Source organism: Dyadobacter sp. HNCC25DJ186, assembly GCF_056895235.1.
The window spans coordinates 1,125,016-1,151,586 of record NZ_JBXHAS010000001.1 but is presented as its reverse complement, the minus strand read 5'-3'; the positions used below and the strand labels follow the sequence as shown (position 1 = coordinate 1,151,586).

The following is a 26,571-nucleotide window of genomic DNA, read 5'->3' as shown; positions in this document are numbered from 1 at the left end:
TTCCATTAACGCCATGCTAATAAGACTAAAAATGAAAAAATTGCTACTATTCGTGATGTTGCTTTTTACCGTTTGCACTGCTTCCGGACAGACATTATACAGTAAGACTTTTGGCGATAAGAATAATAAACCCGTCATATTTATTCACGGTGGCCCCAGTGGAAACGCTGTACACTTTGAAGCAACAACAGCTAAAAAACTAGCTGAAAGAGGCTTTTATGTAATTGTTTATGATAGAAGAGGAGAAGGCCGCTCTGCTTATAAAAATGCTAAAATTAACTACCATGAGGCTTTTAACGATTTAAATAATCTTTACAAAACGTATGGCCTCAAAAAGGCAACTCTGATAGGATTCAGTTTTGGGGGTTTGGTGAGCACGCTCTATGCAGAAAAATATCCGGAAAAGATTAATTCGTTGATCCTGGTGAGCGCGTTATTTAATCAACAAGAATCTTACGACCATATTTTAAGTTCGGTCAGGAAAATATACACGGAAAAAGGTGAAGCTGAAAAGCTTAAAAAAGTTACCGAGGTGGAAATTCTGGATAAAAATTCTGCTGAATACCGTGGGGAATGTTTTGCCCTGGCTTCGGAAAATGGATATTTTAAAGTTGCAAACCCGGATAAAGAAGCTGTAAAAATTTACAATGACTATGAAACGGATGAATTGTATAAAAGCAATATCAGAAATAAAAATGCACCAGCACTTTTCTATAAAAATGAACCGCGGAATAATATCAATGTAAAGCCTGTTTTAGAACATCTCAGGAAGAAAGGCATGGATATTTATGCGTTGTATGGCAAGCAGGATGGTATTTTTTCGCCAACACAAATGATGGGTATGAAAAATTTGGTTGGAGCAACAAATTTCAAATTCCTGAACAATTGCTCCCATTATTTGTATGCTGATCAGCAAATGGCGTTTTTAGATAGTATTGAAGGGTGGTTGAAGTAGTCAATCAGACATTATAACAATAATATTGAAAGAAACCAGCTCCTGTAAGGCTCTACAAGAGCTGGTATATGTCTCATCACGAAGCTTTAAAAAACTTTGAAAAGAACAAGACCTGGTAACCAATCGCGTTGCTCCAATATTCCCAGTTATGAGCACCTTTGCGGCTAATGAAGTCGTGCGGAATATTTGTTTCCAGAAGTTTGTTGTGCAATTTTACGTTGACAGGATAAAAGAAATCTTCCGAGCCGCAGTCGATAATTAATGGCAATGATTTAGCAGTAAGCAAATGTGTTAGGTTAATGACGCTATGGTTGTCCCATCGCTCAGGAAATTCTGAATACGACCCCAGTCTTTTTGACAGATCCCAGTTTAAAGGAAACGGTCTCAGATCGACACCTCCGCTCATACTTCCTGCCGCTCCAAAAATATCCTGATGTTTAAAAGCCAGATATAATGCGCCGTGGCCGCCCATGCTCAACCCGGTAATTGCGCGTCCGGAAGGCGTATTGTTCGTTTTGTAATGTGAATCAATCCATGCAGGAAGTTCAGTGCTGACATAAGTTTCATACTTCCAGTTTTTATCAGCCGGACTATCAAAATACCAACTTGAAAAATTCCCATCCGGGCAAACAATGATCATTTTATATTGATCGGCATAATCTGCTACGGTTTTTACTTTACTGATCCAGTCGGAATGATTGCCGCTGTAGCCATGCAGAAGATATAATACCGGTAGTTTTTCGCCTGAATTTGAAACGTCCGGAGTAATGACAACAGCCTTGATATTTTGCTTCATCGACGTGCTGTATGTCATCACAGTATCAACTTTGGATGCTTTGGCGGAAATGAAGCCGGATATAAGGAAAACGAAAGCAATTAATTTTTTCATTTTAAGAAATATTATTGAAAGGGATAATAAAGGTTTTAAATATTGAATAGTATATTTTGATAAAACGGTGACTTTGGATAACAAACCCTAAAGTAAATTTTTATCCTTTAATCAGTCAATCATTTATGGAACTTGATCCAAATTATTCCCGCAAGATCACATTTTATGGACAGGGCAACAAACTGTTTGGTATCTATATTGTCAATATCTTGTTAACCATCCTAACCCTTGGTTTGTATTATCCATGGGCGAAAGCAGCTGTTCTGCGTTACGTTTATCAGGAAACCGAATTCGAAGGCAGTCGATTTTCTTTTCACGGCACAGGAAAAGAAATGTTTAAAGGATTCATTAAAGCGATCGGGATTTTTATCGGCCTTTATGCCGTTTTGATCGGCTCAGTTCTAACCAAAAACAGTGTAATTGTAGCACTTGGAATGCTGTTTTTTTATATGGCTTTGTTGTTATTAATCCCCGTTGCCATTCACGGGTCGTTAAAATACCGTATGTCTCGTACTTCATGGCGGGGTATTCATTTTGGATATCGCGGCATTCTTAAAGATTTTATGGAAGAGTTTGTTGTGGGTGGATTGCTGTCAATCGCTACGCTTGGGATTTATTCTTTCTGGTTTACAATAAAATTGAGAAAATACATTTTCGGCAATATCCGTTTTGGAAATATTTCTTTTTCCTACAAAGGTGATGGTACCGAGTATTTTATGTTAAATCTCAAAGGCTATTTTTTAAGTTTCCTGACGCTGGGAATTTATTCTTTCTGGTTTGTAAGTGATCTTTTTGCCTATTTTATTGACAATATGCGCATGAATCAGGAAGGGAATGTGGTCAAATTCCGGTCTACTGCAACGGCTGGCGGTTATTTTGGATTGATATTGGGAAATATTTTTATTATCGTGTTTACGCTGGGATTAGGAACTCCGTGGGCAACGGTTCGTACGCTCAACTTTGTTTTTTCAAACATCATGATGGAGGGAACCCTTGACGTCAATGCAATAATCCAAACTGAAATAGATTACAGAGATGCAACCGGAGAAGATATATCAGACATGATTGACATCGGTTTGATTTAAAATAGTCATGCAAAAATTTGATATTTTTTATTACGATGGGGAAACTTCGGTTTCTCATAGTGCTCGTTTGTCGCTACATCATGATTCATGGCTCATCGAATATATTGATCCACTTTTGAACAATCGAATTGTCCGTTGGGAGATTAATCAGATCGAAAGGGACATGGGGTTTACGTCCATATTCATTTTTCGGTATGGGGATTTCCCCAAGCAAACGCTGGAATGTAAAAATGAACATTTGCTTGATTCATTAAAACAGCATTATCCGGATCAACCGTCTTTTGATAAAAAGATTGACTTTTTATTGAGGCAGAATACCACGCTTATTCTGGGATTGGCAGTTGTTCTGATTGGTTCGCTGGTCGGCTCGTATCTGTATATACTTCCATGGTTTGCAGAAAAAATATCCATTCAGATTCCCATTTCTATGGAAATTAAATTTGGAGAAATGATGTATGAAAATACGATCAGTCACTATAAAAAAATTGACAGCCTGACGGTTCGCGTCAATGATTTTGTGAAAGATATCGATTTTAAAACGGACTATCCGATCGAAGTGACTGTTGTTCAGGAAAACGAAATAAATGCATTTGCCATGCCTGGCGGGCACATTGTTATTTATGATAAACTGCTCCGGCAAATGAAATCCAAGGATGAACTCGCGGCGCTGCTTGCTCATGAAGTATCTCATGTTCATTACCGCCATTCGTTAAAAAGTATTTTCAGAAGCTTGTCAGGATACCTGGCCATTTCATTGCTCCTGAATGATCTGAACGGGATTGCTGCCGTGCTGGCCGAAAATTCTGATGTGTTGGTTAATCTGAGTTATTCACGATCACTTGAACAGGAAGCGGACGAAAAGGCTGTTGAGATTTTGCGTGCGAATAATATAAATCTTTATGGATTATTGGACCTGCTGACTTTGCTGGAAAAAGGTAATACAGATTCAGAACCTTTCGAACTGTTGAGCACCCACCCTTTAACAAAAGAAAGGATTGCATTTGCAAAAAAAATGGCAAATAAGCAGGTCGGAATATCGGCGAATGAAAGTCTGGAAGATAAATGGAAAGCGATTCATGCTATCAAGGCTAACTAATTTAAGTCGAATGGCACCATTTTTGTTGAACTAAACTGATAGTATTGTTTAAGTTAGCTAAAAATGAATATGAAATCACTCACAAAAGAAGGGGAGAAAAAAATAGAAGATATAGCAGGCCGGTATGGATTAAGTCAGGACAGTGTAAAGTCGTTGTTAAATGCGATCATTCAGGGAAATGCAACCATGGCCCAGTTTAACATTCCAGAGCTTGGCGGTCACGGTCAGTGGATGAAAGGAGGAATGACAATGGTTGGAGATATGTTTAACAGTTCCTTAAAAACCACGGTTGACGCACTTTGTGCCGAGCTGGCAACTTTGGTAACCACTGAAATTTTGTTTGAAAAATCAGAAGAGTCAGCGAATTCCGATAAGATGGAGATCAAATCGAGCAAACCATGGCCATCGGTATTTGGTACGCCAACAACCAGCGGCTCTCAAAACAATTTCCGCTATGCCTACTTTGCCCAGGTTCACCGTCTGATTATCGAGAAAGATGGAAACCGATCAATTTATGATACGAAACATCATCAGATCTCAGGCGTTTCACAACAGCAGGGTTCAGGACAATCATTTGTATTAACCAGCCAGGATGGACCAGTTGACATTGCCAGTTTAACGCTAATTTCAGAACCAGGAACGTTGGCACAACCGACGCCGGAATTGCAGTATGACGTTGTGAAATCTGCCGGGACGCTGGAAAATAATACCACTCAGTCCAAAGTAATTTCAGAAGATGACATTTTTGCCAAGATTGAAAGACTTGCGGCTTTGTTTGAAAAAAGTCACATTACGGAGGAAGAATTCAAAATGAAAAAATCGGAATTACTGGCCCGCTTATAAGAACAGAAAAGTCTGTCTGTTTTCATAATTATTAATAAGAGCGGATAAAAAATAGCCTGGCTGAATATTTCAGCCAGGCTATTTTACCTATTTATTATTACAAGCTGTTTACAGCCTTATGTGCATCACGGTATTTTTTAATCAAATTATGTGATGTCAGCAATGATGCTTTTTGATCTGTAATCATTTGTCTGATTGACACCGGCAGATCTGCATCTGTTGCCAATGCGTCATCGTATGCTTCCTGTGCTGCATCTTCCCCGTATTCGCAACTTTCCAGAACTGACTGTCTGTCGTGACCTGAGAATGTCGCTTTGATATCCATCCACACGCGGTAAATTTTACCTGAATTTGTAGTGCCAGTGGCTACTTCTCCTCCAAGACCAGCAACTTGACTAGTCAATTCAGAAACGTATTCGCGGCTCTCATTGGCCATTTTCTGAAACAGACCTTGAAGATCTACATCAATATCGTCAGTTTCCTTAATCGCTTTTTCGTAACCGTCAATACGGTCATTGTTGATACGGATAAGGTCATTTAATGTTTCTATAAGATTTTCGTTCGTTGACATGATATGTGTAATTTAAATGAATAATAATCAGATACTTAAAAACGCTATGCCATATCCTGATTAGCTAAAAAAAGCAGTTCGATGAAGCAATTTTGTTCAAAGTGTTGCTGATTTTTCCCGATGATGCGCGATCCATGCGCTTCTCGTGTAAGTCATTCCCGTGGAAAATTCGCCCTTTCCATCCGTATCTAAAACGCCACGCCAATTCTCACGCCACCCCATTGGTGCGGCATACCTCCCTCGAATTCTTTGCTGAGGAAAACATGATTAAATTCCAGATAAATATTTCTGAAATTAAGTACGGCACCAAGCGAATTTTGGTAGACCAATCTGTTAATCTCGTTCGCTTTTAAAGTGTATGGGCTGTCCCGATTAAATACGCCGCCTTGCATCGCAGCATCATAACCAACCAGATTGATCAGCGGCTGAGCATAGAGGTATAATTGGAAATTCTGTTTTGTCCGCTTTTCTCTTGCTTCAAATGGGGAGTCAAACTTTCCCAGGGTGAGTGTTGCACCGGCTTGTAATTTATCCGAGAGTGTTCCCAGTCGAATTTGAGAATTTGTATTTAACGAGATAATGTTCGGTATATTAAATATCTCTTTCTCATAATTAACTTCGTAGTTGATTGCAGCATCATTTTTGATCTGGAATTGCCAGCCCATTGGTTCATTGTCACCCGTCCAGGTGTGAATTTTCTTTTGCATTGGACCGGCAATAGCCACGGGCCCAATCATGCCGGTGCTCAGCACAGAGGATAATCGGGAACGACGAATTGTATCAACTGAAATGGTGAAACTTTTTATTAAAATAACACCTGCATACGGACGATCTTTATACAAAATCGAGCTGCTTGCTATGATGGTCGGGGTAAATCCGTAATGTTCAAGCGCAATACCATATTTTACCCGGCTATTTCTAAGCTTTAATAAGGTATGAGAAAGCGGGTTGTTTTTCAACGCTGGATTTACCAGTTCCAGGTTATAGCCCTGCGTGTAATAATAGTCGGATTTTCCCCAAAAGTCATTATCATAATGGAGTCTGATATATTTTTCTCCGCCAATATTCCTGAAAGAGACAATGTTGTCTATTCTCTGTCCTGATGACAGTAGGGGGAATGAAAATAGCAGCAATCCTGAAATGAGTTTTCGCATATTTGATATACGATTTCAGGATCGCTGCGGATTATAATACATTTTTTTGCTTCGATTATAATGTCGGGCGCGCTAGTAAGGATTTTACATGTTGCTCATTCCATGATAGATAAGGGAGGTCGCTTACCTCTTTATTTAAAATACGTTTTAATTTCCCTTTTTCATAGGCTAAGAAAACAGCGGGATGAACATAATATTTTTTACAGACCGTCCGCGTATTCCCCAAATGAGCAGCCACAGCGTCCAGACATGTATTCACTGTCTTAGTATACTCGCGTTTCGTTTTATATTCCAAACGTTCGCTTAAAAATTCGAAAGCGGTTACTGTCCCCATCCAGGTTCTGAAATCTTTCGCAGAAAAACTGGCACCAGTGTGTATCCTGATATATTCATTAACATGACTTGCCGATAGAGCACATTTTTCACCATTGTCGTTAACATACTGGAAAAGTCTGCGGCCCGGCATTTCTTTACATTGTTTGACCAAACGTGCTAATTGAACATCTTTTAATGTAATATCCTGCTTAATTCCCTTTTTGCCCTTAAACATAAACCGGATTGTTTTACCTTTTATCGTAGCATGTCGCGCGTCTAAGGTTGTTATGCCTGAGGATCCATGCTTAATTTTATAACGCTGGTTTCCTACACGAATACAGGTTTTATCCATCAGCTTGATGACCAACGCTATCGCTTTGTCCATATCGAATGTATGTCTCCGCAAATCCGATTCCACGCGTTCACGGAGCTGGGGTAGGGAATCAGAAAAAGTGAGCAAACGGAAATATTTAGCCTGATTTCTTACCAGATTCCAATGTGGATGATACCGATATTGCTTGCGCCCGGCTTCATCAATCCCGGTAGCCTGCAAATGGCCGTTCGAATCTTTACTGATCCAGACTTCCTGCCAGGCAGGAGGCAATACAAGAGATTTTATTCTTTTGATAGCATCTTTATCTTTACACCTGCTTCCGTCTTTTTCAGTGTAATAAAATTTTGGAGCTTTTCCTTTTCTCAAATATCCCGGAGCATCGCTGCCGGATATATAGTTCAGGCCCGCAGCAACGGCAGTTAATGCAGGATCCTTTTTTAACTTTTTAAATTCTTTTGGAGAAATGACAGGCATTTCTGTCAAGGTTCCTACGGATGCGGCTACGGACATGATTTCGATACATTTATTTGAATTAATAGGATGTAACAAATCAATACCAAAAGAATATTTTGACAAAGAGTAAAATTTATGCCTTCTGTAAATATTAGATAATCAGCTGTTTATATAGAAAACTCCGGGTTTTCCTTTTTGAGTGCTCCTGCATCCTATGAATCCGATGCGGAAGTATCTACTCAATATCTGAAAGTGGGGATTTAAAATGACCAGAACTTCTATTCATTTGAGATCAGAAATTCTGACAATGCAGGTCGGTTAACTAAGCTGCTTTTCTTTAAAAGACATCTTTCCAGAATTGTCACGAGATTAGAAAAACTTGTAGGTTTTTGAATATAGAGATTCGCTCCAGCTTTGTATGCGTCTTCAAGTAGATAACCTGCCACTGACGTAGACAGAATTACTACAGGCGTTTTGCTGTAAGTGGTAGAACTGCGTAATTCCTGCAAACATTCCAAACCATTTTTAACAGGCATATTCATATCCAGGAAAATCAGATCAGGCACCACTTCCGTAGATCCCAGCTTTCTCATCAGCTCCATACCATTTTCAGCAATTATAAGATCTGTCGGTACAGGGATTTGCTCAAGTGCTTCTTGAAAAAGAAAGGTATCATCTTCGTCATCATCTGCCAGAAAAATATTGCAGGTCTCGTGCAAGTTCATGGTTTACGTATTGGATCGTTTTTCTTGAATATTACGTGCAAAAATAATATAACTTTCTTAATAAAATATGCCCAGCTTCACTTTGAACAGTTTCTGAAATAGTCCCCTGTTCTAAGCCGAACAATATTGTTAAAAACTCTGATCATTTTTATGCAGACATATATCAACATTGTGGGACAAGGAATATTCATATAGGTAAATCATAAAAAATGTAAAAGATGCCTCGTTTTGGATTGAGGTCATATTGCAGGGTTTGGCACAACTTTTGTTTAGATTTTAATATAATATCACCAAAAATGAAAATTATTATGAAAAAGATAACATTAAGTGCCCTGTTCCTTGCTAGTATAATCACATTTTCATCATGTAACAGTACAGAAAAAAAGGATAGTACAGAGGTTGCTGAGGATGCAAACGAGGCTAAATTTGATGACACTAAGCTTGAAGACGATACTGAATTCGCAGTTGCTGCTGCAGACGGAGGAATGTTTGAAGTAGAGTTGGGAAAACTTGCTGAGAAAAATGCAGTTTCCAAGGACGTAAAAGATTTTGGAGCCATGATGGCGAAAGATCATTCAAAAGCCAACGACGAGCTGAAAGCTTTGGCTTCACAAAAAAATATAACTCTGCCGGATTCGCTGAGCGAAGACAAACAGAAAAAATATAACGATCTTGCTGAGAAAAAAGGTTCTGATTTTGATAAGGCTTATGTTTCTTTAATGGTGGATGATCACAAAGAAGATATAAGAGAATTTGAAGAAGCTTCAAAAGATGCAAAGGATGCGGAAGTGAAGGCTTGGGCGGCTGGTAAGTTACCAACCCTTAACCAGCATCTTGAAACGGTTCAGGCCTTGAAAGATAAATTGAAGTAGTAGATAGATAGCTTCAGATTGAGAGAGAGGGACGGTTGAAAAACTGTTCCTCTTTTTTGTGTTTAGTCATTTGTCAAAAGCTTTACGCTAAATAAAATTTGTTTTTTGAAAGCATATAGATTTAATTTGTCTACTACTTTTATAGACTAATGTTGTGCATCGTCTTGTCACGACGTACCGGATCTTTGAATTGATATAATTGTGCAAAAAACGGAATATGACGCCATTGTAATTGGTTCAGGTCCAAACGGATTCGCAGCTGCCATTACATTACAGCAACAAGGACTTTCGGTGTTGCTGCTGGAAGGTAAAAAGGATATTGGTGGAGGAATGCGAACCCAAACGCTGACTTTACCCGGATTTATCCATGACGTTTGTTCGGCCGTTCATCCAATGGCTGTCTTATCCCCGTTCCTGAATAGTTTGTCGCTGGAAAAGTTTGGTCTGGAATTGATTCAGCCAAAATATGCCGCGGCGCATCCGTTTGATGACGGAACGGCCGGTGTTTTGCACGGCTCTGTGGAGGATACAGCAAAAGGACTGGGTGAAGATTGGGAGCCATACCTGAAATTTATGGGGCCGGTTGTACGTGACTTGCCTAAACTCTTACCTGATGTGCTGGGTCCATTCCCGATACCGAAATATCCGTTCGCTTTGGCTGAATTTGGCTTAAAAGCACTGCCATCGGCGACTTGGATAGCCAAAAGATTTAAAACAAAACAGGCCCGTGGATTATGGGGTGGAATGGCTGCTCATGCGATTCAACCACTTGAAAACCTGACCACGGCAGCAATCGGATTGATGCTTATGGCGGGAGGACATGTGGCCGGCTGGCCAATTCCCAAAGGTGGTTCCCAATCTCTTGCCAATGCTTTGGCAGCTGTATTTGTGAGTTTGGGAGGCGAAATTCAAACAGATTTTATGGTAAAATCCATTGATCAGTTGCCTTCATCAAAAGTCGTTTTATTTGATACAACACCTAAACAATTGGTGGCCATTGCTGGAAATAAACTAAGCTCTTCGTACATTGGAAGGTTGAGTAAATACCGGTATGGGATGGGTGTTTTCAAAGTTGATTGGGCTTTAAGCGCGCCTATCCCTTTTACTGCAGAAGCCTGCCGCAGTGCCGGAACAGTACATTTGGGGAATACCATTGAAGAAATCGCTTCAACGGAAAAAGAGACATCTAAGGGAAAACAGGCTCAGAAACCTTTTGTGTTATTATCACAGCCCAGTATATTTGACAAAACACGCGCGCCTGAGGGAAAACATACGGTTTGGGCCTATTGCCATGTTCCCAACGGCTCAACCGAAGATATGACGCAGGCGGTTGAAAATCAGGTAGAGCGTTTTGCTCCGGGATTTAAAGATCTCATTATTGGCAGGAGTACGATGAATACAGCTCAGATGGAAGCTTACAATCCCAATTATATCGGTGGTGATATTAATGGAGGAATCCAGGATATTTATCAATTATATACCCGTCCTGTTTTGAGCGCATCCCCATACAGAACATCCGCAGATGGTATTTATATTTGTTCGTCTTCAACGCCACCAGGTGGAGGGGTTCATGGAATGAGCGGGTATCATGCTGCTAAACAGGCGCTTATTGATGTTTTTAAAATTAAATTGAAATAAAAAAAATCCATAGTAAGATATTTTTAAATGAAGCTTAATCTTAATTTATTTCTTCTTTTTTTGCTTGCGATGGTAAGTTTTAAATGTAGGACAAAACAAACCGCAGCGGAAAAAACTGCGGATAGTTTGGCCCATTGTATTGCAGAAGGTATACCGTCCAGGGCTTCTGCAATTTTGGCTAGTCAGAACGAAATCATGGAAGGAAAAGGAGATACCACAGATATGGTTTGGATCAGCGGTGGTAAATTTCTGATGGGCTCTGATGATTTTCCTGACTCTCGTCCCATGCATCAGGTAACTGTTGATGGTTTCTGGATGGACTCGCATGAAGTTACGAATGAAGAGTATGCGCGCTTCGTGGCGGCGACAAATTATAAAACGGTTGCCGAACGTCCTTTGAACCCAGCCGATTATCCGGGCGTTCCCGCTGATAAACTCGTCCCTGGATCCGCAGTTTTTACACCGACGGCTGAAAAAGTCTCTTTTGAGAATCCGTTGCAATGGTGGAATTATGTTCCGGGTGCCAGCTGGGACCATCCGGAAGGAAAAGGCAGTTCGATAAAAGGCCGTGATAATTTTCCTGTTATCCATGTCTCCTACGAAGATGCTGCCGCTTATGCAAAATGGGCTGGGAAACGTCTTCCAACAGAAGCAGAATGGGAATTTGCTGCGCAGGGTGGCAGAGGAAATCATACGTACTATTGGGGAGATCAGTTAAAGCCAAACGGAAAATGGGTTGCCAACATTTATCAGGGCAGTTTTCCGGATAATAATCTGAAAGAAGATGGATATGCAGGCGCAGCCCCTGTAAAAAATTTTCCTGCCAATCCTTATGGTTTATATGATATGGATGGAAATGTTTGGGAGTGGTGTGAGGACTTGTATCGTCCTGATTATTATCAAAAAAGCCCAGCCAAAAATCCGACCGGGCCTTCGGATAGTTATGACCCTGATGAACCTGGTGCCGTGAAACGTGTGCAACGTGGCGGCTCTTTCCTTTGCAGCGATGAATATTGTATCCGCTATAAGGCAGGAAGTCGTGGGAAAGGCGAGACATCTAGTGGAAGTAATAATCTTGGTTTTCGTTGCGTTAAATCGGTTAATGGAAAAATTTAATCAATTGTTTGTTAATTAGATTGTTGTGTAATATGAACTCAGATTGAAACTTCACTTTGAGGAAATAAAACTGGTTTATATAATCTATTAAATAAATAGACTATATCTACTATTGTTTAATTCGATTTTAAAGCATTTCTTTGTGACATAGCTATTGATTGTAAGTTATTAAAATCATGAGTACTCGCTTTCTGACAGTTCCGGGCTTGGCAGGTTCCGGACCGCAACATTGGCAAACAATTTGGGAAACGCAATATCCTGATTCTTTTAGAAGGATTGAACAGGATAACTGGGACTGGCCGAATCGTGATCAATGGGTCGCCAGATTACAGGGAATAATCGGTCAGCTAACCGAGCCGACAATTTTGATCGCCCACAGTCTGGGCTGCATGACCGTCGCGCATTGGGCTGCCCGGTTCTCGTCGCCCTGGATTGAGGGCGCATTGCTGGTTGCCCCTGCAGATGCTGAATTATCAAAAAGATTAAATTTTGTAGAAGGATTTACGCCAATCCCTGTAATGCCTTTTCCCTTCAAAAGTATTGTTGTTGCAAGCACAAACGACATCTATGCGACGATCAAACGCTCAAAATTTTTTGCTGATTCCTGGGAAAGTGAATTTATAAATCTTGGGAAAAAAGGACATATCAATGCCGTTTCAGGACTAGGAGATTGGCCGGAAGGCAAAGCAATATTGAAAAACCTGGTAAGTTCAGAACATGCCGGTTTCTTAAAAGTGAATAATTAAGGTTCAGAATATCTTATTTAAGTGGTAATTGGAGCTATTACAGGGTATCGGGCATGAATTTACGTGCCCGATACTCTTTTTAAGCATACCATTTCATATATTTATACAATTCTTTAATCAATTTAACGTCAAACGAAATCATGAAAAAAATTATTCTATTTGCATTGGTTGGTCTGTTTGTAAATTCTGCTGTGATCGCCGGTCCGGATAAAACAAAAACTGCGGATAAAACTTTGGCTGTTGATGCAAAAACCAGCAAAATTACCTGGGGCGCTAAAAAGGTTACGGGCACTCACGCCGGCGAAATTCCTCTGGAAAGTGGCTCTCTGGTTGTTGATGGTTCAAAATTAAAAGGAGGTAGTTTTGTATTTGATGTAAAAAACCTGACTGTTACTGATATTAAAGATGCAGAAATGAACGGCAAGCTGACAGGTCACCTTAAAAGCCCTGATTTTTTTGCTGTTGAATCACATCCGCAGGCGAAATTTGTAATCACTTCCGTGACACCAAAAGGTGGAGATATTTATGATGTTGCCGGAAAATTGACAATTAAAGGAATTACGGACGAAGTGAAATTTCCTGCAACAGTCAAAACTGACGGCAAAAAAGTTGTTGCTGACGCTAAAATCGTTGTGGACAGAACGAAATATGATATCAAATTCCGTTCTACTAATTTCTTTGAAAATCTTGGGGACAAAGCAATTTCCAATGATTTTACACTGGATGTTAACCTTGTAGCGAATAAATAGTCAAATAAAGTTTAAGCTCAACAAGCTTGTTCGCTTTATTATTTAAGAAATCCTGCCTGCAATACATCAGGCAGGGTTTTATTTTATATAAGGATCCCAATATCACGAAGATTCAAAGTTGACTTTTTGATCAATGATTTATTTTTAAGATGGCAGAAGGGTAAGGAAAGTTTATAAGGTTCTTTGCTTATTTAGGCTATCATCAAAAAACAGAAATGAAAAATTCAATGAAGGGATTATTACTGGGATTACTTTTTACAGGATTTCAGGTAAATGCGCAGACTGACAATAAACTTCCCGAGTGGGCTTTTGGAGGATTCAAGCGGCCGGCAGGTGTTAATCCGGTTATTTCGCCGGATACCAGTTCCAGATTTTTTTGTCCTATGAATAAAAAAATGGTGGATTGGGAATCAAACGATACTTTCAATCCTGCCGCGACTATAAAAGACGGGAAAATTGTGGTTCTATATCGGGCGGAAGATAAAGCCGGGAAAGAAATTGGTTACCGGACTTCAAGATTGGGTTATGCCGAAAGCGCAGACGGTATTACTTTCAAGCGCAAAAAAACACCGGTTTTTTACCCTGATGAGGACGGCCAAAAAGCGAATGAGTGGCCCGGAGGTTGTGAAGACCCGAGAGTTGCTGTGACCGAAGACGGAACGTATGTTTTAATTTATACCCAATGGAACCGTGATAAAGCCCGGTTGGGGATAGCAACTTCCAAAGATCTTGTAAAATGGGAGAAACATGGACCTGCATTTGTCAAAGCATACAACGGAAAATTCAATAATATCTGGTCAAAATCGGGCTCGATCGTTACCAAACTGGTGAACGACAGACAGGTTATTGCTAAGATTAATGGAAAGTACTGGTTATATTTTGGTGAAGCGAATGTCAATGTGGCCACATCAACCGACCTGATAAACTGGACTCCTCTCGTGGACGATAAGGAAAACCTGATCAATTTAATTTCACCAAGAAAAGGTTTTTTTGATAGTAATCTGACCGAATGCGGGCCTCCGGCAATTGTGACGGATAAGGGAATTGTACTATTATACAATGGGAAAAATGACGCAGGTGCAAATGGCGATTTGCGTTACACACCTAATTCTTATTGCGCCGGGCAAGTGCTTTTTGATAAAAATGATCCCTCGAAACTTATAAGTCGCCTGGATGTTCCATTTTTCAGACCAATGGAGCCGTTTGAGAAAAGTGGTCAATACGTAGCCGGAACTGTGTTTATCGAAGGTCTTGTTTATTATAAGAAAAAATGGATGTTATATTACGGCTGTGCCGACTCGCGGGTAGGTGTTGCTGTATATGACCCGAAAAATAAGAGCTTGGCAGATCCGATACCCGTTAATTAAGATAAGGTCGTATAAGGATAATACCACTTTTTGAAAATTTAAACTTTTACAGAAATTAAAAATATTAAAAATATTTTACCAGGATCGATCTAAATCATTTTGTTTAACGTATGTCATTAAAACTTAAACAAAATATGATCATTATGAAATCTTTAAAAATCAAATTTACAGGATTGCTTGCGGTTGCTCTGTTAACTACGTTTGGCGCATTTGCTCAAAAAGAAAAAACAGTAATGGTAGGCGGTGCTGAAATGTATCCTTCGAAAAACATTATTGAGAACGCAGTTAATTCAAAAGACCACACAACGCTTGTTGCAGCAGTAAAGGCAGCAGGATTAGTTGAAACTTTGTCCGGAGCTGGTCCATTTACGGTTTTTGCTCCTGTGAATTCTGCTTTTGCAGCATTGCCGGCAGGAACAGTTGACAACCTTTTGAAACCTGAAAACAAAGCAACATTAACTTCTATCCTTACTTATCACGTGGTTCCGGGAAAGGTTGATGCTAAATCTGTGATGACGATGATCAAAGATGGCGGTGGAAAAGCAATGGCGAAAACGGTTCAGGGAGAAGAATTGACATTCTCTTTGAAAGGTAAAAATGTTATTGTTACTGACTCAAAAGGAAACATGGCAAAGGTTACAACTGCTGATGTATTCCAGTCGAATGGTGTCATTCACGTGATTGATAAAGTCTTAATGCCATAGTATCAGTGTTAGTTGAATAAGTGGTGAGTGTTGATTTTCAGCCTCTTTTGCAGATGGAAAAATTTCCGGATCGCAAAGGGGGCTGATTTTTTTTGTTATATAACTAATGATTATAGAATGAAGTTTTCGAGCTTTAAATATATGTAACCATTGTTGTATAACTGAATAAATACGTTTTCAATTTGAAGTATACTTTACGCAAAACATCAAAATAAGTACTTTGATAACTTTTAAAAATAACAAAGCAGGCTAGTACAGGATAGTGTGGTCAATATTTTTAGGAATTTTTGGATATTATTTTCTTCTTTTTAAAGAGTATTATCGTTAAAATACGTCTTGTAAGAAAGAAGGCGTAAGGGTATTAATTCATTCAGAAGTCTAAAAACGAATAAAATGTTGTCTAAAATGAGGTCCAAATTGAATATCGCCGCAGCTGCGATCCTTGTAATAACCCTGCTTTCAGTACAGAGTTCATGCATTGCCCAAAAGAAGGAAAAAGGATTCGTACAGATTTTTGATGGCAAGTCTCTGAAAGGCTGGGAAGGCGATACGAAGTATTGGCGCGTGGAAAATGGAAATCTGGTTGGAGAGATCACGCCGGAAACACTGTTGAAAACTAATTCATTTATTATCTGGAAAGGCGGCGAACCTGGTGATTTTGAATTGAAAGGTTCATTTAAGATTACAGAAAAAGGGAATTCGGGAATTAATTACCGAAGCGATCAGCTGACGGACGTTCCTAATGCATTGAGAGGTTACCAAGCAGATATCGACGGAGCGAACCGCTATACCGGCCAGAATTATGAAGAAAGAAAAAGGACTACGTTAGCATATCGGGGCGAAATTGTAACGATAAACGAGCCAACGGATAAATCGCCTGAGGCATTTAAGGCAAACCTCAAAAATAACGCCTGGCTTGGCAGAACAGTAACGGGTTCTTTGGGAACTTCTGATGAATTAAAAACCAAAATTAAAGGCGAAGAATGGAATGAATTTCATCTGGTAGTAAAAGGGAATCGTTTGCAGCATTATATAAACGGCGTTTTGATGAGCGACGTTACGGATAAAGATACTGTTAATGGAAAATCGAAAGGACTTTTAGGCGTACAGGTTCACGTTGGTCCGCCGATGAGAGTTGAATATAAGGACATCCGAATCAAGCAGTAATTGTTTAGATTAAAATAGCAGGTGGCAATTTCTCCGGCTGCTACATGCCAATAGCTAAAAATTTATGAATAAAATAGGATTTAATGTGCTTGCCTGGACGGCAGCTGTGTCTGACGATTTATTTCCGGTCATTGACAGATTAAAAAAGATCGGTTACGACGGAGTGGAATTTTATCTTGGCGCACCTGATACGGGCGCTTATAAAAGAATGGGTGATTATACCCGCGATCTTGGCCTGGAAACGACAGCTGTGATGACCGTTGGCGTTGATGATAATCCCGTTAGTGAGTCGGTTGCGGTCCGCGAAAAGGCACTGGATAAAATCAAATGGGGAGTTGACCGCGCGCATGATTTGAATGCTAAAATTATTTGCGGGCCATTTCACTCAGCGCATACCGTTTTTGTTAACCGTCCGGCTGTTGATAGGGAATATGCGTTGGCAGGCGAAGTACTGAATGCGGGTGCAGAATATGCGGCTCAGGCCAACATCGTTTTTGCATTGGAAGCACTGAATCGTTTTGAATGTTATTTATGCAACACGATGGAGCAACTGGTGAAACTTGTGAAGGCAGCTGATCATCCGAACGTCAGAGCAATGTTTGACACTCATCATTCCAATATTGAGGAAAAAAGTTATGCTTCCGCATTGGACACAATCGCTCCTTTTCTGGCTCATGTGCATATCAGCGAAAATGATCGGGGGACGCCGGGAGAAGGGCAGGTATTATGGGATGACGCGTTCTCCTCTCTTGCAAAAATCAATTACCAAGGCTGGCTTACCATCGAAGCTTTTTCAAGAAACGATCCCGATTTTGCGAATGCAATTGGTGTCTGGCGTGAATTTTCAGACCCATGGGATATCGCTGAAAAAGGTTACAAATTCATCAAAGAAATGGGCCGAAAACACAACCTGTAACCCAAATCCCCAGTCCAACGGACTTATTATCTTAGCCCAGGGCAACGCCCTGGGGAGACACAACAGTCATTAACAATTCAAAAAAACAATGTCAGAAAAACTCCCATTCCGTTTCGGTTCAGAAGTCTACACCTGGTTTATGAGTAACAACGGACAAACCCATCAGGGGCGTCTTGGACACATGATTGAAGTTATCTCGAAAGCTGGTTTTACAGGAATCCAACCCATATTTACCTGGATGGGAGATTTAATTGACCCAAGCCTTCTGGAAGCAAAATTAAAAGAACAAGGAATCGAATTAGCAGCACTGGCACTTGCCTTAGACTGGAATGAAGCAGAAGAAACAGAGCGTGAAAGAGAAGTAGCGGATCATGCCATAAGCGTATTGCAAAAATTTCCGGGAGCGGTTTTGAATACAGTTCAAATACCAACGGGAAGACATAATCTGGCTGCACGTCAGCAAAATTTGATCAATATCGTTAACCGTGTTTCAGCAAGAGCAGCCGAAAAAGGCGTTCCTTGCAGTTATCATCCCAATTCACCGCACAGTTCTATTATCCGTACAGCAGAAGATTACAAAATTGTTCTGGAATCTTTGGATCCAACCGTTACAGGATGGACACCCGATGTTGGGCATATCATAAACGGCGGCATGGATCCACTGGAAAAGATGAAAGAATATCAGTCGCTAATTAACCATGTGCATTTCAAAGATTGGGATGGAAACCCGGAATTTACTTTGATGGGGAAAGGAAAAGTAAATCTTGTGGGTGTAACGCAGTGGCTGAAAGATATAAATTATAATGGATGGATAATCTGTGAGGACGAAGGGGCAGAAGCACTGGAAGATCCTGACTTTGTAACATTACACGATGGAAAGTGGATACAGGAAGAGTTGATACCAGGACTTAGGTAGCTATTGGCTTTTAGCTATTAGCTTTTGAATTTCTCAACATTTGTTGCTGTCTTCGGAAATACAAAAAATAAATAAACGCATTTAGTCAAATAGTTTCAATCATCAAAAGCTAAAAGCCAAACGCTAGAAGCTAACAGCCAAAAAAAATGCCAACAGTTAAAACCAATGGAATTTATCTGCATTATGAAGAGCGCGGATCCGGAGCTTCTCCTGATGACGTGCCTTTGTTGTTGATCATGGGAATAACGGCTCCCGGATCTGTTTGGAACATTCATTTGGCAGACTGGCAGCATCATTTCAGATGTATTATTGGCGATAATCGAGGTGTAGGATTGTCCGATAAACCGGCAGGGCCTTATTCTTCTGAACAAATGGCGGATGATTATGCCGGATTATTAGATGCAATTCAAATTGAAAAAGTCAGGGTAGTAGGCTGTTCCATGGGAAGTACGATCGCGCAGCAGTTAGCTATCCGGCATCCCGATAAAGTGCATTCGCTGGTGTTAATGTGTCCATGGGCAAGATGTGATCATTATGCAAAATCGCTTTTTCAGCACATTATGAACTGTAAGGGACGGTTCAGGCCGGAGGAATTCAGCTTATACATTCAGTTGCTTATTTTCTCTAAATCAAGCTGGGACAATGCTGAAAAACATGAAGAACTTGCGACTGGGAGAAAACAGGATGGTGCCAATCCATTTCCGCAGCCACTTCATGGACTGGAAGGTCAGGCAGCGGCTTGCATCTCACACAATGCACTGGCAGATCTTCATAAAATTGATAAACCAACATTAGTCATTGGCGGCAGACAAGACATTTTTACACCTGGATGGATGGCTGAGGAAGTCGCTAACGGAATTCCAGGATCTGAGATTTTTCTATACGATAATCTGGGTCACGCATTCCATTTTGAAGATACAGCAGACTTTAATCCAAGGATCAGAAACTGGTTACTGGCTCATTAAAGTTATTTCTAAATAGTTAGTCAGATTAAATATCGTGTGATACTGCCTTTTTTGATTAGGATAATATTTTTAATTTATAAAAAGAAATGAAGGAAGCTGTTGATGTAAAACGGGACTGGAAGGACAAGATATCTAATCACACACAGTTAGGTGGAATAGAAACTTCTGTGATCGATAACGGTGCCGGGCGGGGAACGAGGATCGCATGGATTAATACAGGAACCGGCCTGCGCTTCAAAGTTGTGATTGACCGCGCTATGGATATTGCTGATGCATTTTTTAATCAGCACAGCCTTGCCTGGATAAGTCACGGAGGCATAACCTATCCACAGCCATTCTCTGATAAAGGAATTGAATGGCTCAGAACTTTTGGCGGCGGACTGCTTACAACCTGTGGCTTAACACATGTGGGCGGACCGGAATCGGATGAGTTCGGCGACAGAGGTCTACACGGCCAGATCAGCAATTTGCCGGCAGAAATTGTATCCATCATTCAGCCGGATCCCAGGAGAGGAAATTTGGAAATGAGTATTACCGGCATAATCCGTGAAACAAAACCATTTGGCCCAAGCCTTGAACTTCGACGGACAATATCCGCTACGCTGGGTAAGGCGACAATACGTATTCACGATGAGGTAATTAATAAAGGTAACACACCATCTCCCCATCTTCTGTTATATCATTTCAATTTCGGCTGGCCGCTTGCCGATGAAGGAGCTGATATTTTGTGGAAAGGAAAATGGTCGCCGAGAAACGGTGAGGAAAATGCAAAAATATTTAGAGAGGGTAACGATTTTAAGAAATGTCAGGCACCGCTGGATGAGCATTCAGGTGGAGGCGAAGAGGTTGTTCTGGTTGATATTGAAGCGGACATTTTCGGACAAAGTGTTTGCGGAATCTCTAATCCAAAGATCGGTCTGGCAGTTGCATTAAAATTTAAAAAGGACCAACTGCCCTGGGTTGCCAACTGGCAGCATTGGGGAAAAGGCGAGTATGTGACCGGTCTGGAGCCAAGTACCCATCCGTTGACCGGGCAGGCAAAAGCCAGGGAAGATGGAACGCTCATCTTTATTGAACCCGGAGAAAGCAAAAGTTATGAGCTCGAACTGGATGTATTAGACGATATAGAAATGATTAAGGAGTTTTTAATAGATTATAACTAAACCAAATTTTCAATATCAAACAATGGGACTTTCAAGTATAGCTGAAAAAGCACTCGAGCAGGGAAAAGGAATATTACGTTTGGCTCCGACATGGGTGCCAAGGTCTTTTTGTGTACCTGGTCGCAGAATAAAATTACATCCGGATGATTATTACGTTTTGGGAGGCGAACGGGGCGGAATTGATGAACGTTGGCTGTCTTCAACTACTCCGGCAGAGAACGGCCCGCTTACCGGCGAAAATGAAGGGCTGAGCCAGATCGTTTTTGAAGATGAGTCAGGTGTTCAAAAAGTCACGCTGAAGGATGCGGTAAATGAGCTGAAAGGTGAAATTATAGGTGACAGACTTTGGGATGAATACAAAAGCTGGCCAATGTATTCCAAGTTTTTTGATAATATGGGTCCATTGCCTCACCATATTCACCACAGAGACGAACACGCTGCTATGGTTGGTCAGAACGGAAAGCCGGAAGCATATTATTTCCCTCCACAACTTAATAACCACGGCGGTGATTTTCCATATACATTCATTGGTATAGCGCCTGGCACCTCGAAAGAACAGATCAAGGAGTGCCTGATGAATTTCACCAAGGGTGATAATAAGATTACCAACTACTCGCAGGCGTTTCGTCTGGAACCTGGAACTGGGTGGGATGTTCCGCCTGGCATGTTGCATGCTCCCGGTAGTTTGTGTACCTATGAGCCTCAAAAAGCTTCCGATATTTTTGCAATGTATCAATCGCTGGTCAATGAGGCGGTTATTCCGGAGGAATTGCTTTGGAAAGGTACTCCGAAAGACAGAATTGGTGATTACGACTTGTTAATGGAAGTGATCGACTGGGATTTGAATGTGAATCCTAACTTGATGGAAAAGCACTTCATGCGTCCTAAGCCGGTAAAAGATGTCGAAGAAATGGCGGCAGAAGGGTATAGTGAAAACTGGATTTGTTATAAAAACGAGGCTTACAGTGCCAAGGAACTTACCGTGTTCCCAGGACAGACGGTTACCATTACTGATGCCGCTGCTTACGGATTGATCGTCATGCAGGGACATGGTAAACTTGGTGCGTGGGATATTGAAACGCCTGCACTTATTCGCTATGGTCAGCTTACAAATGATGAGTTTTTTGTAACTGAAAAAGCTGCGCAGGGAGGTGTTGTAATCAGCAATCCTTCGGCAAATGATCCGATCGTTATCCTGAAACATTTTGGTCCGCTTAATCCGGATCTGGTATTGTAGGAGTTCAGAGTTTATGAGTCTATAAGTAATAAGAAGCTCCGTCGCTTATGAACTCATAAACTTTAAACTAAAAACTTTTTAAACATTAAACATTCTTAAACCATGCCAGAAAATAATTATCCCAAAATCCACAATGCCACATGGCCTGGTATTGTTGGAAAAGGTTCTGATTCAGAGCCGGTTATTTCCTTTGATACAATGCTCGAAAAAACTGCCGCCGCTGAGGTGAACGGCATTAAATTTGACGGTGTTGATCTAGGCCTATTCGACCCTCATATTGATCTGGATATGAGTGATGAGGGTATCCAAAAACTGGTTGACAAAGTTGGTGGACTTAATCTCGAAATTGGCAGTCTGGTTGCTCCGATCTGGAGTGGTTCTGCGATGGGCAGCAAAGATGCCCGTGATGAGTTTGTCAATCAGGTGAAAAAGGCCTCCATTTTTGGTCAGAAACTTAGAAAGTTGGGTATGCGTCCCAATGGAATTATTCGTATTGACTCATCAAGCAAGCCCGAAGACTGGGCTCTGGATCCTGTTAATAACACAAAACTGATCGCTGAAACTTTCCGAAGGGCCTGTGATGTAGCGGCAGAATACGATGAAAAACTTGCCGCGGAAGGAGAAATATGCTGGGGCGGTATGCAAAGCTGGAAAACCATGATTGACACGCTGGAAGCCGTGGATCGTCCGAATATTGGCTTTCAGGCAGATATGTCTCACACATTTCTTTATCTTTTAGGATATAATCGTCCTGAAGACCGGGTTCTCCCAGTTGATTTTGAATGGAGCGACCGTGCTGCTTTGGAAGAAGGTTTGAAAAAAATGACAAGTGCTCTGCGTCCCTGGACCATAGATTTTCATGTAGCGCAGAATGATGGAACCGTTCATGGAACTGGTTCCCATGATAAAACAGGCCGTCATTGTTTGGCAACTGATCCGAATGGAAAACTTGATATTACGCATGATGCTGGTTACTGGCTTCGTCACGAAAATGGTGAACTAACCAAAGCGTTCCGCCATATCTGCTGGGATGGTTGTATGTTCCCAAATGCGGTCATGACAGATCAGCAAACCTGGAATGATATCCTTGCCGCAATGGTAAGGGTGCGTCAGGCGCATGGCTGGTACGAGGCTTAGGAGTTGTAAAGTCAAATTGAACCAAACGCATTTTAGATTATGTCAAAAAAGAAAGAACTTAGAATTGGATTGATCGGTACGGGTTTGATGGGCCGTACGCATTCTAATGGATATAACAGAATTGATAATTTTTTTCCTGAACTGGAATATACCCCGGTTTTGAAGGTAGCCTGTTCACGTAACGCTGAGAAAGCGAAAGCTTTTGCAGAGCAATGGGGGTACGAATCATTTGAAACCGACTGGAAAAAGGTAATTGCAAGAGACGATATTGACGCGGTGGACATTTGCACGGCTAATGATACGCATGCGGAAATTGCAATTGCGGCCGCAGCGGCTGGTAAAATGATTTTGTGTGAAAAACCTTTGGCAAGAACTTTGGCAGAGGCACAATCAATGGTGGATGCCATCGAAAAAGCGGGTGTTAAAAATACGGTTTGGTATAACTATCGCCGTGTTCCTGCTGTGACTTTGGCGAAACAAATTGTTGATTCTGGTAAGTTGGGGCGCATTTTCCATTACCGTGCTAATTTCCTTCAGGACTGGACGATCAATCCTGATGTCCCGCAGGGTGGAACTGGTACATGGCGTTTGGATGCTGAGGCTGCCGGTAGCGGTGTAACGGGTGATTTGCTGGCACATTGTATTGATACAGCGATGTGGATTAATGGCGGAATTAAGGATGTTTCAGCTGTAACAGAGACTTTTATTAAAGAACGTGTGCATCAGGAAAGCGGACAGGTTCAAAAGGTGGGGATTGATGATGCGTGTATTTTTCATTGTCATTTTGAAAATGGGTCTTTGGGCCTTTTTGAATCAACGCGTTATGCCCGTGGACACAAAGCCCTTTATACTTTTGAGATTAATGGCGAACATGCATCCATCCGATGGGATTTACACGATCTGAATAGACTGGAATATTTTGATCATTCAGATGATTCGATCGTTCGGGGATGGAGATCCATTTTGGTTACAGATTCAGATCAGCCGTATATGAAAAGATGGTGGATTCCGGGAACAAGTATCGGATATGAGCATTCTTTTATTCATCAGGTAGCTGATTTCTTTGAAAGCTTGCAGACCGGAAAGGATTGCAGTCCGACTTTTAAGGATGCTTTGGAAACGCAGAAGGTTTGTGAGGCTGTGCTGGATTCTGCCAGTTCGAAGAGCTGGAAGGATACTGGCGTTGAATGGGAGGGATGATTTTCTTGAGACATTCGGCGTTGTTATCGAAAACATAGGGCGGTGCCCTATGCTAAAATAATAACCCTTTCAGGGTGGTTGTTTGCGCGACGCCCTGAAAGGGCATAATATCTTAGGATGGGGCATCGCCCTATCGATTTGGGTATTGGCGTCATTTCAGCCAAATCCGCAATAATTGTAAACACACACTATAAGCCTCCGGGCAAAAAGAAAAATGCCGCAGTCATTATCAAAAATCTGTACACACATCGTGTTCAGTACTAAATATCGTCAGCCGTTAATTGACGAAAAAATTGAGGCTGAACTTCACCGTTACTTAGGTGGAATTTGCAAGAAATTTGATTGCTTTCCGATAGTGGTTGGCGGTTATGTTGATCATGTCCATATCCTCTGCGTTTTATCCAGAAAGATTGCTGTAATGAAACTGCTGGAAGAAGTTAAAAAATCTTCTTCGAAATGGATCAAGACACAAGGTTCCGACTATGCTAATTTTTACTGGCAAGATGGGTATGGAATATTTTCGGTAAATCCTTTTGAGTTGGATGTCGTGATCAAGTACATTGAAAATCAAAAGATGCATCATGAAAATAAAACCTTCCAAACGGAGTATCGCGGATTTTTGAAAAAATACAATGTCGAATATGACGAACGTTATGTCTGGGAATGATGGTCAAGTCAGCAGGGCGATGCCCCGCGCTAAGATATGTCGCCCTTTCAGGGCTTTTTTGTTGAGCTATGCATGACGTTATTCTTTCTATAACCAATCTTTCAAAATCCTATTCAGGTGTTAAAGCCCTGGATAATGTCCAGCTTACCCTAAAAAAGGGTGAAGTTCATGCCCTGATGGGAGAGAATGGAGCAGGCAAATCTACCTTCATGAGAATTCTTGCCGGCCTGGTTATCCCCGATTCGGGTGAAATTATGCTGGGTGGCGAGATACTAAAAAACACGACTGTCAACGACATAATAAATAAAGGTATCTCCATGATTCATCAGGAGATACTGATGGTTCCGGAACTTACTGTTGCGCAAAATATATTTTTGGGCCGGGAAAAAAGTGTTACCGGAACCAGGATCGGATGGATCCGGGAGAAAATTTTGACTTCCAGAGCAACTGCCCTTTTAAGTAAAATTGGAGTAACTATACCGGCTGATATTAAAATAAAATATCTCAGTGTCGCACAAATGCAGATGGTTGAAATTGCCAAGGCAGTCTCAAATAATGCCAAAGTCATCATCATGGATGAGCCCACGTCGGCAATATCTGATAAGGAAGTGGGGACCCTTTTTCGAATAATCAGAGAATTGAAGAGTAATGGCGTTGCAGTCATTTACATATCCCATAAGATGGATGAAATATTTCAAATCGCTGATAGAATTACCGTCCTGAGAGATGGGAAATTTGTTGCGACTAAAAGTGCCTCGGAGCTGAACAAAGGTAATTTGATCTCGATGATGGTAGGCAGGGAGCTTACCAGTATGTTTCCTGAACATGCTATTCCAACAAATAACAATGTATTTCAGGCTCAAAATTTATCTCGAAAAGGTATATTTTCTAATATCAATTTCTCTGTACGGGCAGGGGAAATATTTGGTATTGCCGGACTAATGGGTGCCGGGAGAAGCGAAATCGCCAGAGCTATTTATGGATTAGACCCTCTGGATAGTGGAAATATTCTGATCAATGGAAAACCAGTAATAATAAACGCTCCCAGAGACGCCGTCGACAGCGGAATTGGTTTTGTAAGTGAAGACCGAAAAGGATTGGGTTTTATTCCTGAAATGTCTGTAAAACATAATATCACACTTTCAAGCTTGTCGCAGCATCGCCGTGGGGTTTTACTCGATAGCGAACTTGAAAATAATGCTGCCGACCAGATGATTTCAAACCTTAAAATTAAATCTTCTGACAGACACCAAAAAGTGACACATCTCAGTGGAGGAAACCAGCAAAAAGTCGTCCTTGGAAGAGCACTGATGTCTTCGCCAAAAGTATTTATCCTGGACGAACCAACGCGAGGTGTCGATGTTGGGGCGAAGTTTGAGATATATAAATTGATTCATCAACTCGCCTCACAGGGTATGGCAATCATAATGATCTCCTCGGAATTGCCGGAAATTTTGGGTATGAGCGATCGGATAATGGTTATCTCAAAAGGTGTTCAGACAGCTATTTTGTCACGTGAAGAAGCAAGCCAGGAATTAATCATGAAGTATGCTGTTCAATAATTTTCAGTTTCAGCAAGTAATTAAAAATG

26 protein-coding genes are annotated in these 26,571 nt (G+C 41.0%); 21 read left to right on the top strand and 5 right to left on the bottom strand.

Annotated features, from left to right (window positions below; translation table 11 throughout):
- The first annotated feature begins 31 nt into the window (after positions 1 to 31).
- Complete coding sequence (locus AC1XUO_RS04945; RefSeq protein ID WP_483328640.1) at positions 32 to 955, top strand: alpha/beta fold hydrolase; 924 nt, start codon at positions 32 to 34, stop codon at positions 953 to 955.
- Positions 956 to 1,031: 76 nt separating this feature from the next.
- Here the strand turns inward: AC1XUO_RS04945 and AC1XUO_RS04940 are convergent, their stop codons facing one another.
- Entirely contained in the window at positions 1,032 to 1,844 is an 813-nt protein-coding gene (locus tag AC1XUO_RS04940) for an alpha/beta hydrolase (RefSeq protein WP_483328639.1), read from the bottom strand.
- A 125-nt stretch (positions 1,845 to 1,969) separates the two neighbouring features.
- Here AC1XUO_RS04940 and AC1XUO_RS04935 point away from each other — a divergent pair, with 125 nt between their 5' ends.
- The 3 genes from AC1XUO_RS04935 (at position 1,970) to AC1XUO_RS04925 (ending at position 4,868) form a co-directional block, all read left to right on the top strand.
- Positions 1,970 to 2,929, top strand: coding sequence for a YjgN family protein (locus AC1XUO_RS04935; protein WP_483328638.1), 960 nt, complete (start codon positions 1,970 to 1,972; stop codon positions 2,927 to 2,929).
- A 7-nt stretch (positions 2,930 to 2,936) separates the two neighbouring features.
- Positions 2,937 to 4,025 (top strand): M48 family metallopeptidase, encoded by a 1,089-nt coding sequence (locus AC1XUO_RS04930; protein ID WP_483328637.1) that lies wholly within the window; start codon positions 2,937 to 2,939, stop codon positions 4,023 to 4,025.
- A gap of 69 nt (positions 4,026 to 4,094) precedes the next feature.
- Entirely contained in the window at positions 4,095 to 4,868 is a 774-nt protein-coding gene (locus tag AC1XUO_RS04925; RefSeq protein ID WP_483328636.1) for an SHOCT domain-containing protein, read from the top strand.
- Between the two features lie 97 nt (positions 4,869 to 4,965).
- Here AC1XUO_RS04925 and AC1XUO_RS04920 read toward each other — a convergent pair whose 3' ends face one another.
- From AC1XUO_RS04920 to AC1XUO_RS04905, 4 genes are all read right to left on the bottom strand, one after another.
- Positions 4,966 to 5,439 (bottom strand): ferritin-like domain-containing protein, encoded by a 474-nt coding sequence (locus AC1XUO_RS04920; protein ID WP_483328635.1) that lies wholly within the window; start codon positions 5,437 to 5,439, stop codon positions 4,966 to 4,968.
- A gap of 188 nt (positions 5,440 to 5,627) precedes the next feature.
- On the bottom strand, positions 5,628 to 6,593 hold the full coding sequence (locus tag AC1XUO_RS04915) for a lipid A deacylase LpxR family protein (protein ID WP_483328634.1): 966 nt from the start codon (positions 6,591 to 6,593) through the stop codon (positions 5,628 to 5,630).
- Between the two features lie 55 nt (positions 6,594 to 6,648).
- Complete coding sequence (locus tag AC1XUO_RS04910; RefSeq protein ID WP_483328633.1) at positions 6,649 to 7,752, bottom strand: DNA topoisomerase IB; 1,104 nt, start codon at positions 7,750 to 7,752, stop codon at positions 6,649 to 6,651.
- Between the two features lie 221 nt (positions 7,753 to 7,973).
- The gene (locus tag AC1XUO_RS04905) at positions 7,974 to 8,420 is read right to left on the bottom strand and encodes a response regulator (protein ID WP_483328632.1); all 447 of its coding nucleotides are present in this window, start codon (positions 8,418 to 8,420) and stop codon (positions 7,974 to 7,976) included.
- Between the two features lie 308 nt (positions 8,421 to 8,728).
- Between AC1XUO_RS04905 and AC1XUO_RS04900 the strand changes: the two genes are divergently transcribed.
- From AC1XUO_RS04900 to AC1XUO_RS04820, 17 genes are all read left to right on the top strand, one after another.
- Positions 8,729 to 9,292: a DUF4142 domain-containing protein gene (locus AC1XUO_RS04900; RefSeq protein WP_483328631.1), complete on the top strand. Its 564-nt coding sequence runs from the start codon at positions 8,729 to 8,731 to the stop codon at positions 9,290 to 9,292.
- Positions 9,293 to 9,493: 201 nt separating this feature from the next.
- Entirely contained in the window at positions 9,494 to 10,930 is a 1,437-nt protein-coding gene (locus AC1XUO_RS04895; protein ID WP_483328630.1) for a phytoene desaturase family protein, read from the top strand.
- A 27-nt stretch (positions 10,931 to 10,957) separates the two neighbouring features.
- Positions 10,958 to 12,046 (top strand): formylglycine-generating enzyme family protein, encoded by a 1,089-nt coding sequence (locus AC1XUO_RS04890; RefSeq protein WP_483328629.1) that lies wholly within the window; start codon positions 10,958 to 10,960, stop codon positions 12,044 to 12,046.
- 176 nt (positions 12,047 to 12,222) lie between these two features.
- Positions 12,223 to 12,792, top strand: a complete 570-nt coding sequence (locus tag AC1XUO_RS04885) for an RBBP9/YdeN family alpha/beta hydrolase (protein WP_483328628.1) — start codon at positions 12,223 to 12,225, stop codon at positions 12,790 to 12,792.
- Between the two features lie 140 nt (positions 12,793 to 12,932).
- Complete coding sequence (locus tag AC1XUO_RS04880) at positions 12,933 to 13,541, top strand: YceI family protein (RefSeq protein ID WP_483328627.1); 609 nt, start codon at positions 12,933 to 12,935, stop codon at positions 13,539 to 13,541.
- 215 nt (positions 13,542 to 13,756) lie between these two features.
- Positions 13,757 to 14,908, top strand: coding sequence for a glycoside hydrolase family 130 protein (locus AC1XUO_RS04875; protein ID WP_483328626.1), 1,152 nt, complete (start codon positions 13,757 to 13,759; stop codon positions 14,906 to 14,908).
- Positions 14,909 to 15,051: 143 nt separating this feature from the next.
- A complete protein-coding gene (locus AC1XUO_RS04870; protein ID WP_483328625.1) occupies positions 15,052 to 15,612 on the top strand; it encodes a fasciclin domain-containing protein in 561 nt (186 codons plus the stop codon).
- Positions 15,613 to 16,017: 405 nt separating this feature from the next.
- Entirely contained in the window at positions 16,018 to 16,779 is a 762-nt protein-coding gene (locus AC1XUO_RS04865) for a 3-keto-disaccharide hydrolase (RefSeq protein ID WP_483328624.1), read from the top strand.
- 64 nt (positions 16,780 to 16,843) lie between these two features.
- Positions 16,844 to 17,695: a sugar phosphate isomerase/epimerase family protein gene (locus AC1XUO_RS04860; protein WP_483328623.1), complete on the top strand. Its 852-nt coding sequence runs from the start codon at positions 16,844 to 16,846 to the stop codon at positions 17,693 to 17,695.
- An 88-nt stretch (positions 17,696 to 17,783) separates the two neighbouring features.
- Entirely contained in the window at positions 17,784 to 18,611 is an 828-nt protein-coding gene (locus AC1XUO_RS04855) for a sugar phosphate isomerase/epimerase family protein (RefSeq protein WP_483328622.1), read from the top strand.
- Positions 18,612 to 18,757: 146 nt separating this feature from the next.
- The gene (locus tag AC1XUO_RS04850; protein WP_483328621.1) at positions 18,758 to 19,576 is read left to right on the top strand and encodes an alpha/beta fold hydrolase; all 819 of its coding nucleotides are present in this window, start codon (positions 18,758 to 18,760) and stop codon (positions 19,574 to 19,576) included.
- Positions 19,577 to 19,662: 86 nt separating this feature from the next.
- Entirely contained in the window at positions 19,663 to 20,739 is a 1,077-nt protein-coding gene (locus AC1XUO_RS04845) for an aldose 1-epimerase family protein (protein WP_483328620.1), read from the top strand.
- 22 nt (positions 20,740 to 20,761) lie between these two features.
- Positions 20,762 to 21,976, top strand: coding sequence for a class I mannose-6-phosphate isomerase (locus tag AC1XUO_RS04840; RefSeq protein WP_483328619.1), 1,215 nt, complete (start codon positions 20,762 to 20,764; stop codon positions 21,974 to 21,976).
- A 102-nt stretch (positions 21,977 to 22,078) separates the two neighbouring features.
- The gene (locus tag AC1XUO_RS04835) at positions 22,079 to 23,113 is read left to right on the top strand and encodes a sugar phosphate isomerase/epimerase family protein (protein WP_483328618.1); all 1,035 of its coding nucleotides are present in this window, start codon (positions 22,079 to 22,081) and stop codon (positions 23,111 to 23,113) included.
- A 39-nt stretch (positions 23,114 to 23,152) separates the two neighbouring features.
- Complete coding sequence (locus tag AC1XUO_RS04830; RefSeq protein ID WP_483328617.1) at positions 23,153 to 24,313, top strand: Gfo/Idh/MocA family protein; 1,161 nt, start codon at positions 23,153 to 23,155, stop codon at positions 24,311 to 24,313.
- 214 nt (positions 24,314 to 24,527) lie between these two features.
- The gene (tnpA, locus tag AC1XUO_RS04825) at positions 24,528 to 24,980 is read left to right on the top strand and encodes an IS200/IS605 family transposase (protein ID WP_483328616.1); all 453 of its coding nucleotides are present in this window, start codon (positions 24,528 to 24,530) and stop codon (positions 24,978 to 24,980) included.
- 68 nt (positions 24,981 to 25,048) lie between these two features.
- On the top strand, positions 25,049 to 26,542 hold the full coding sequence (locus AC1XUO_RS04820) for a sugar ABC transporter ATP-binding protein (RefSeq protein ID WP_483328615.1): 1,494 nt from the start codon (positions 25,049 to 25,051) through the stop codon (positions 26,540 to 26,542).
- The last annotated feature ends 29 nt before the right edge of the window (positions 26,543 to 26,571 follow it).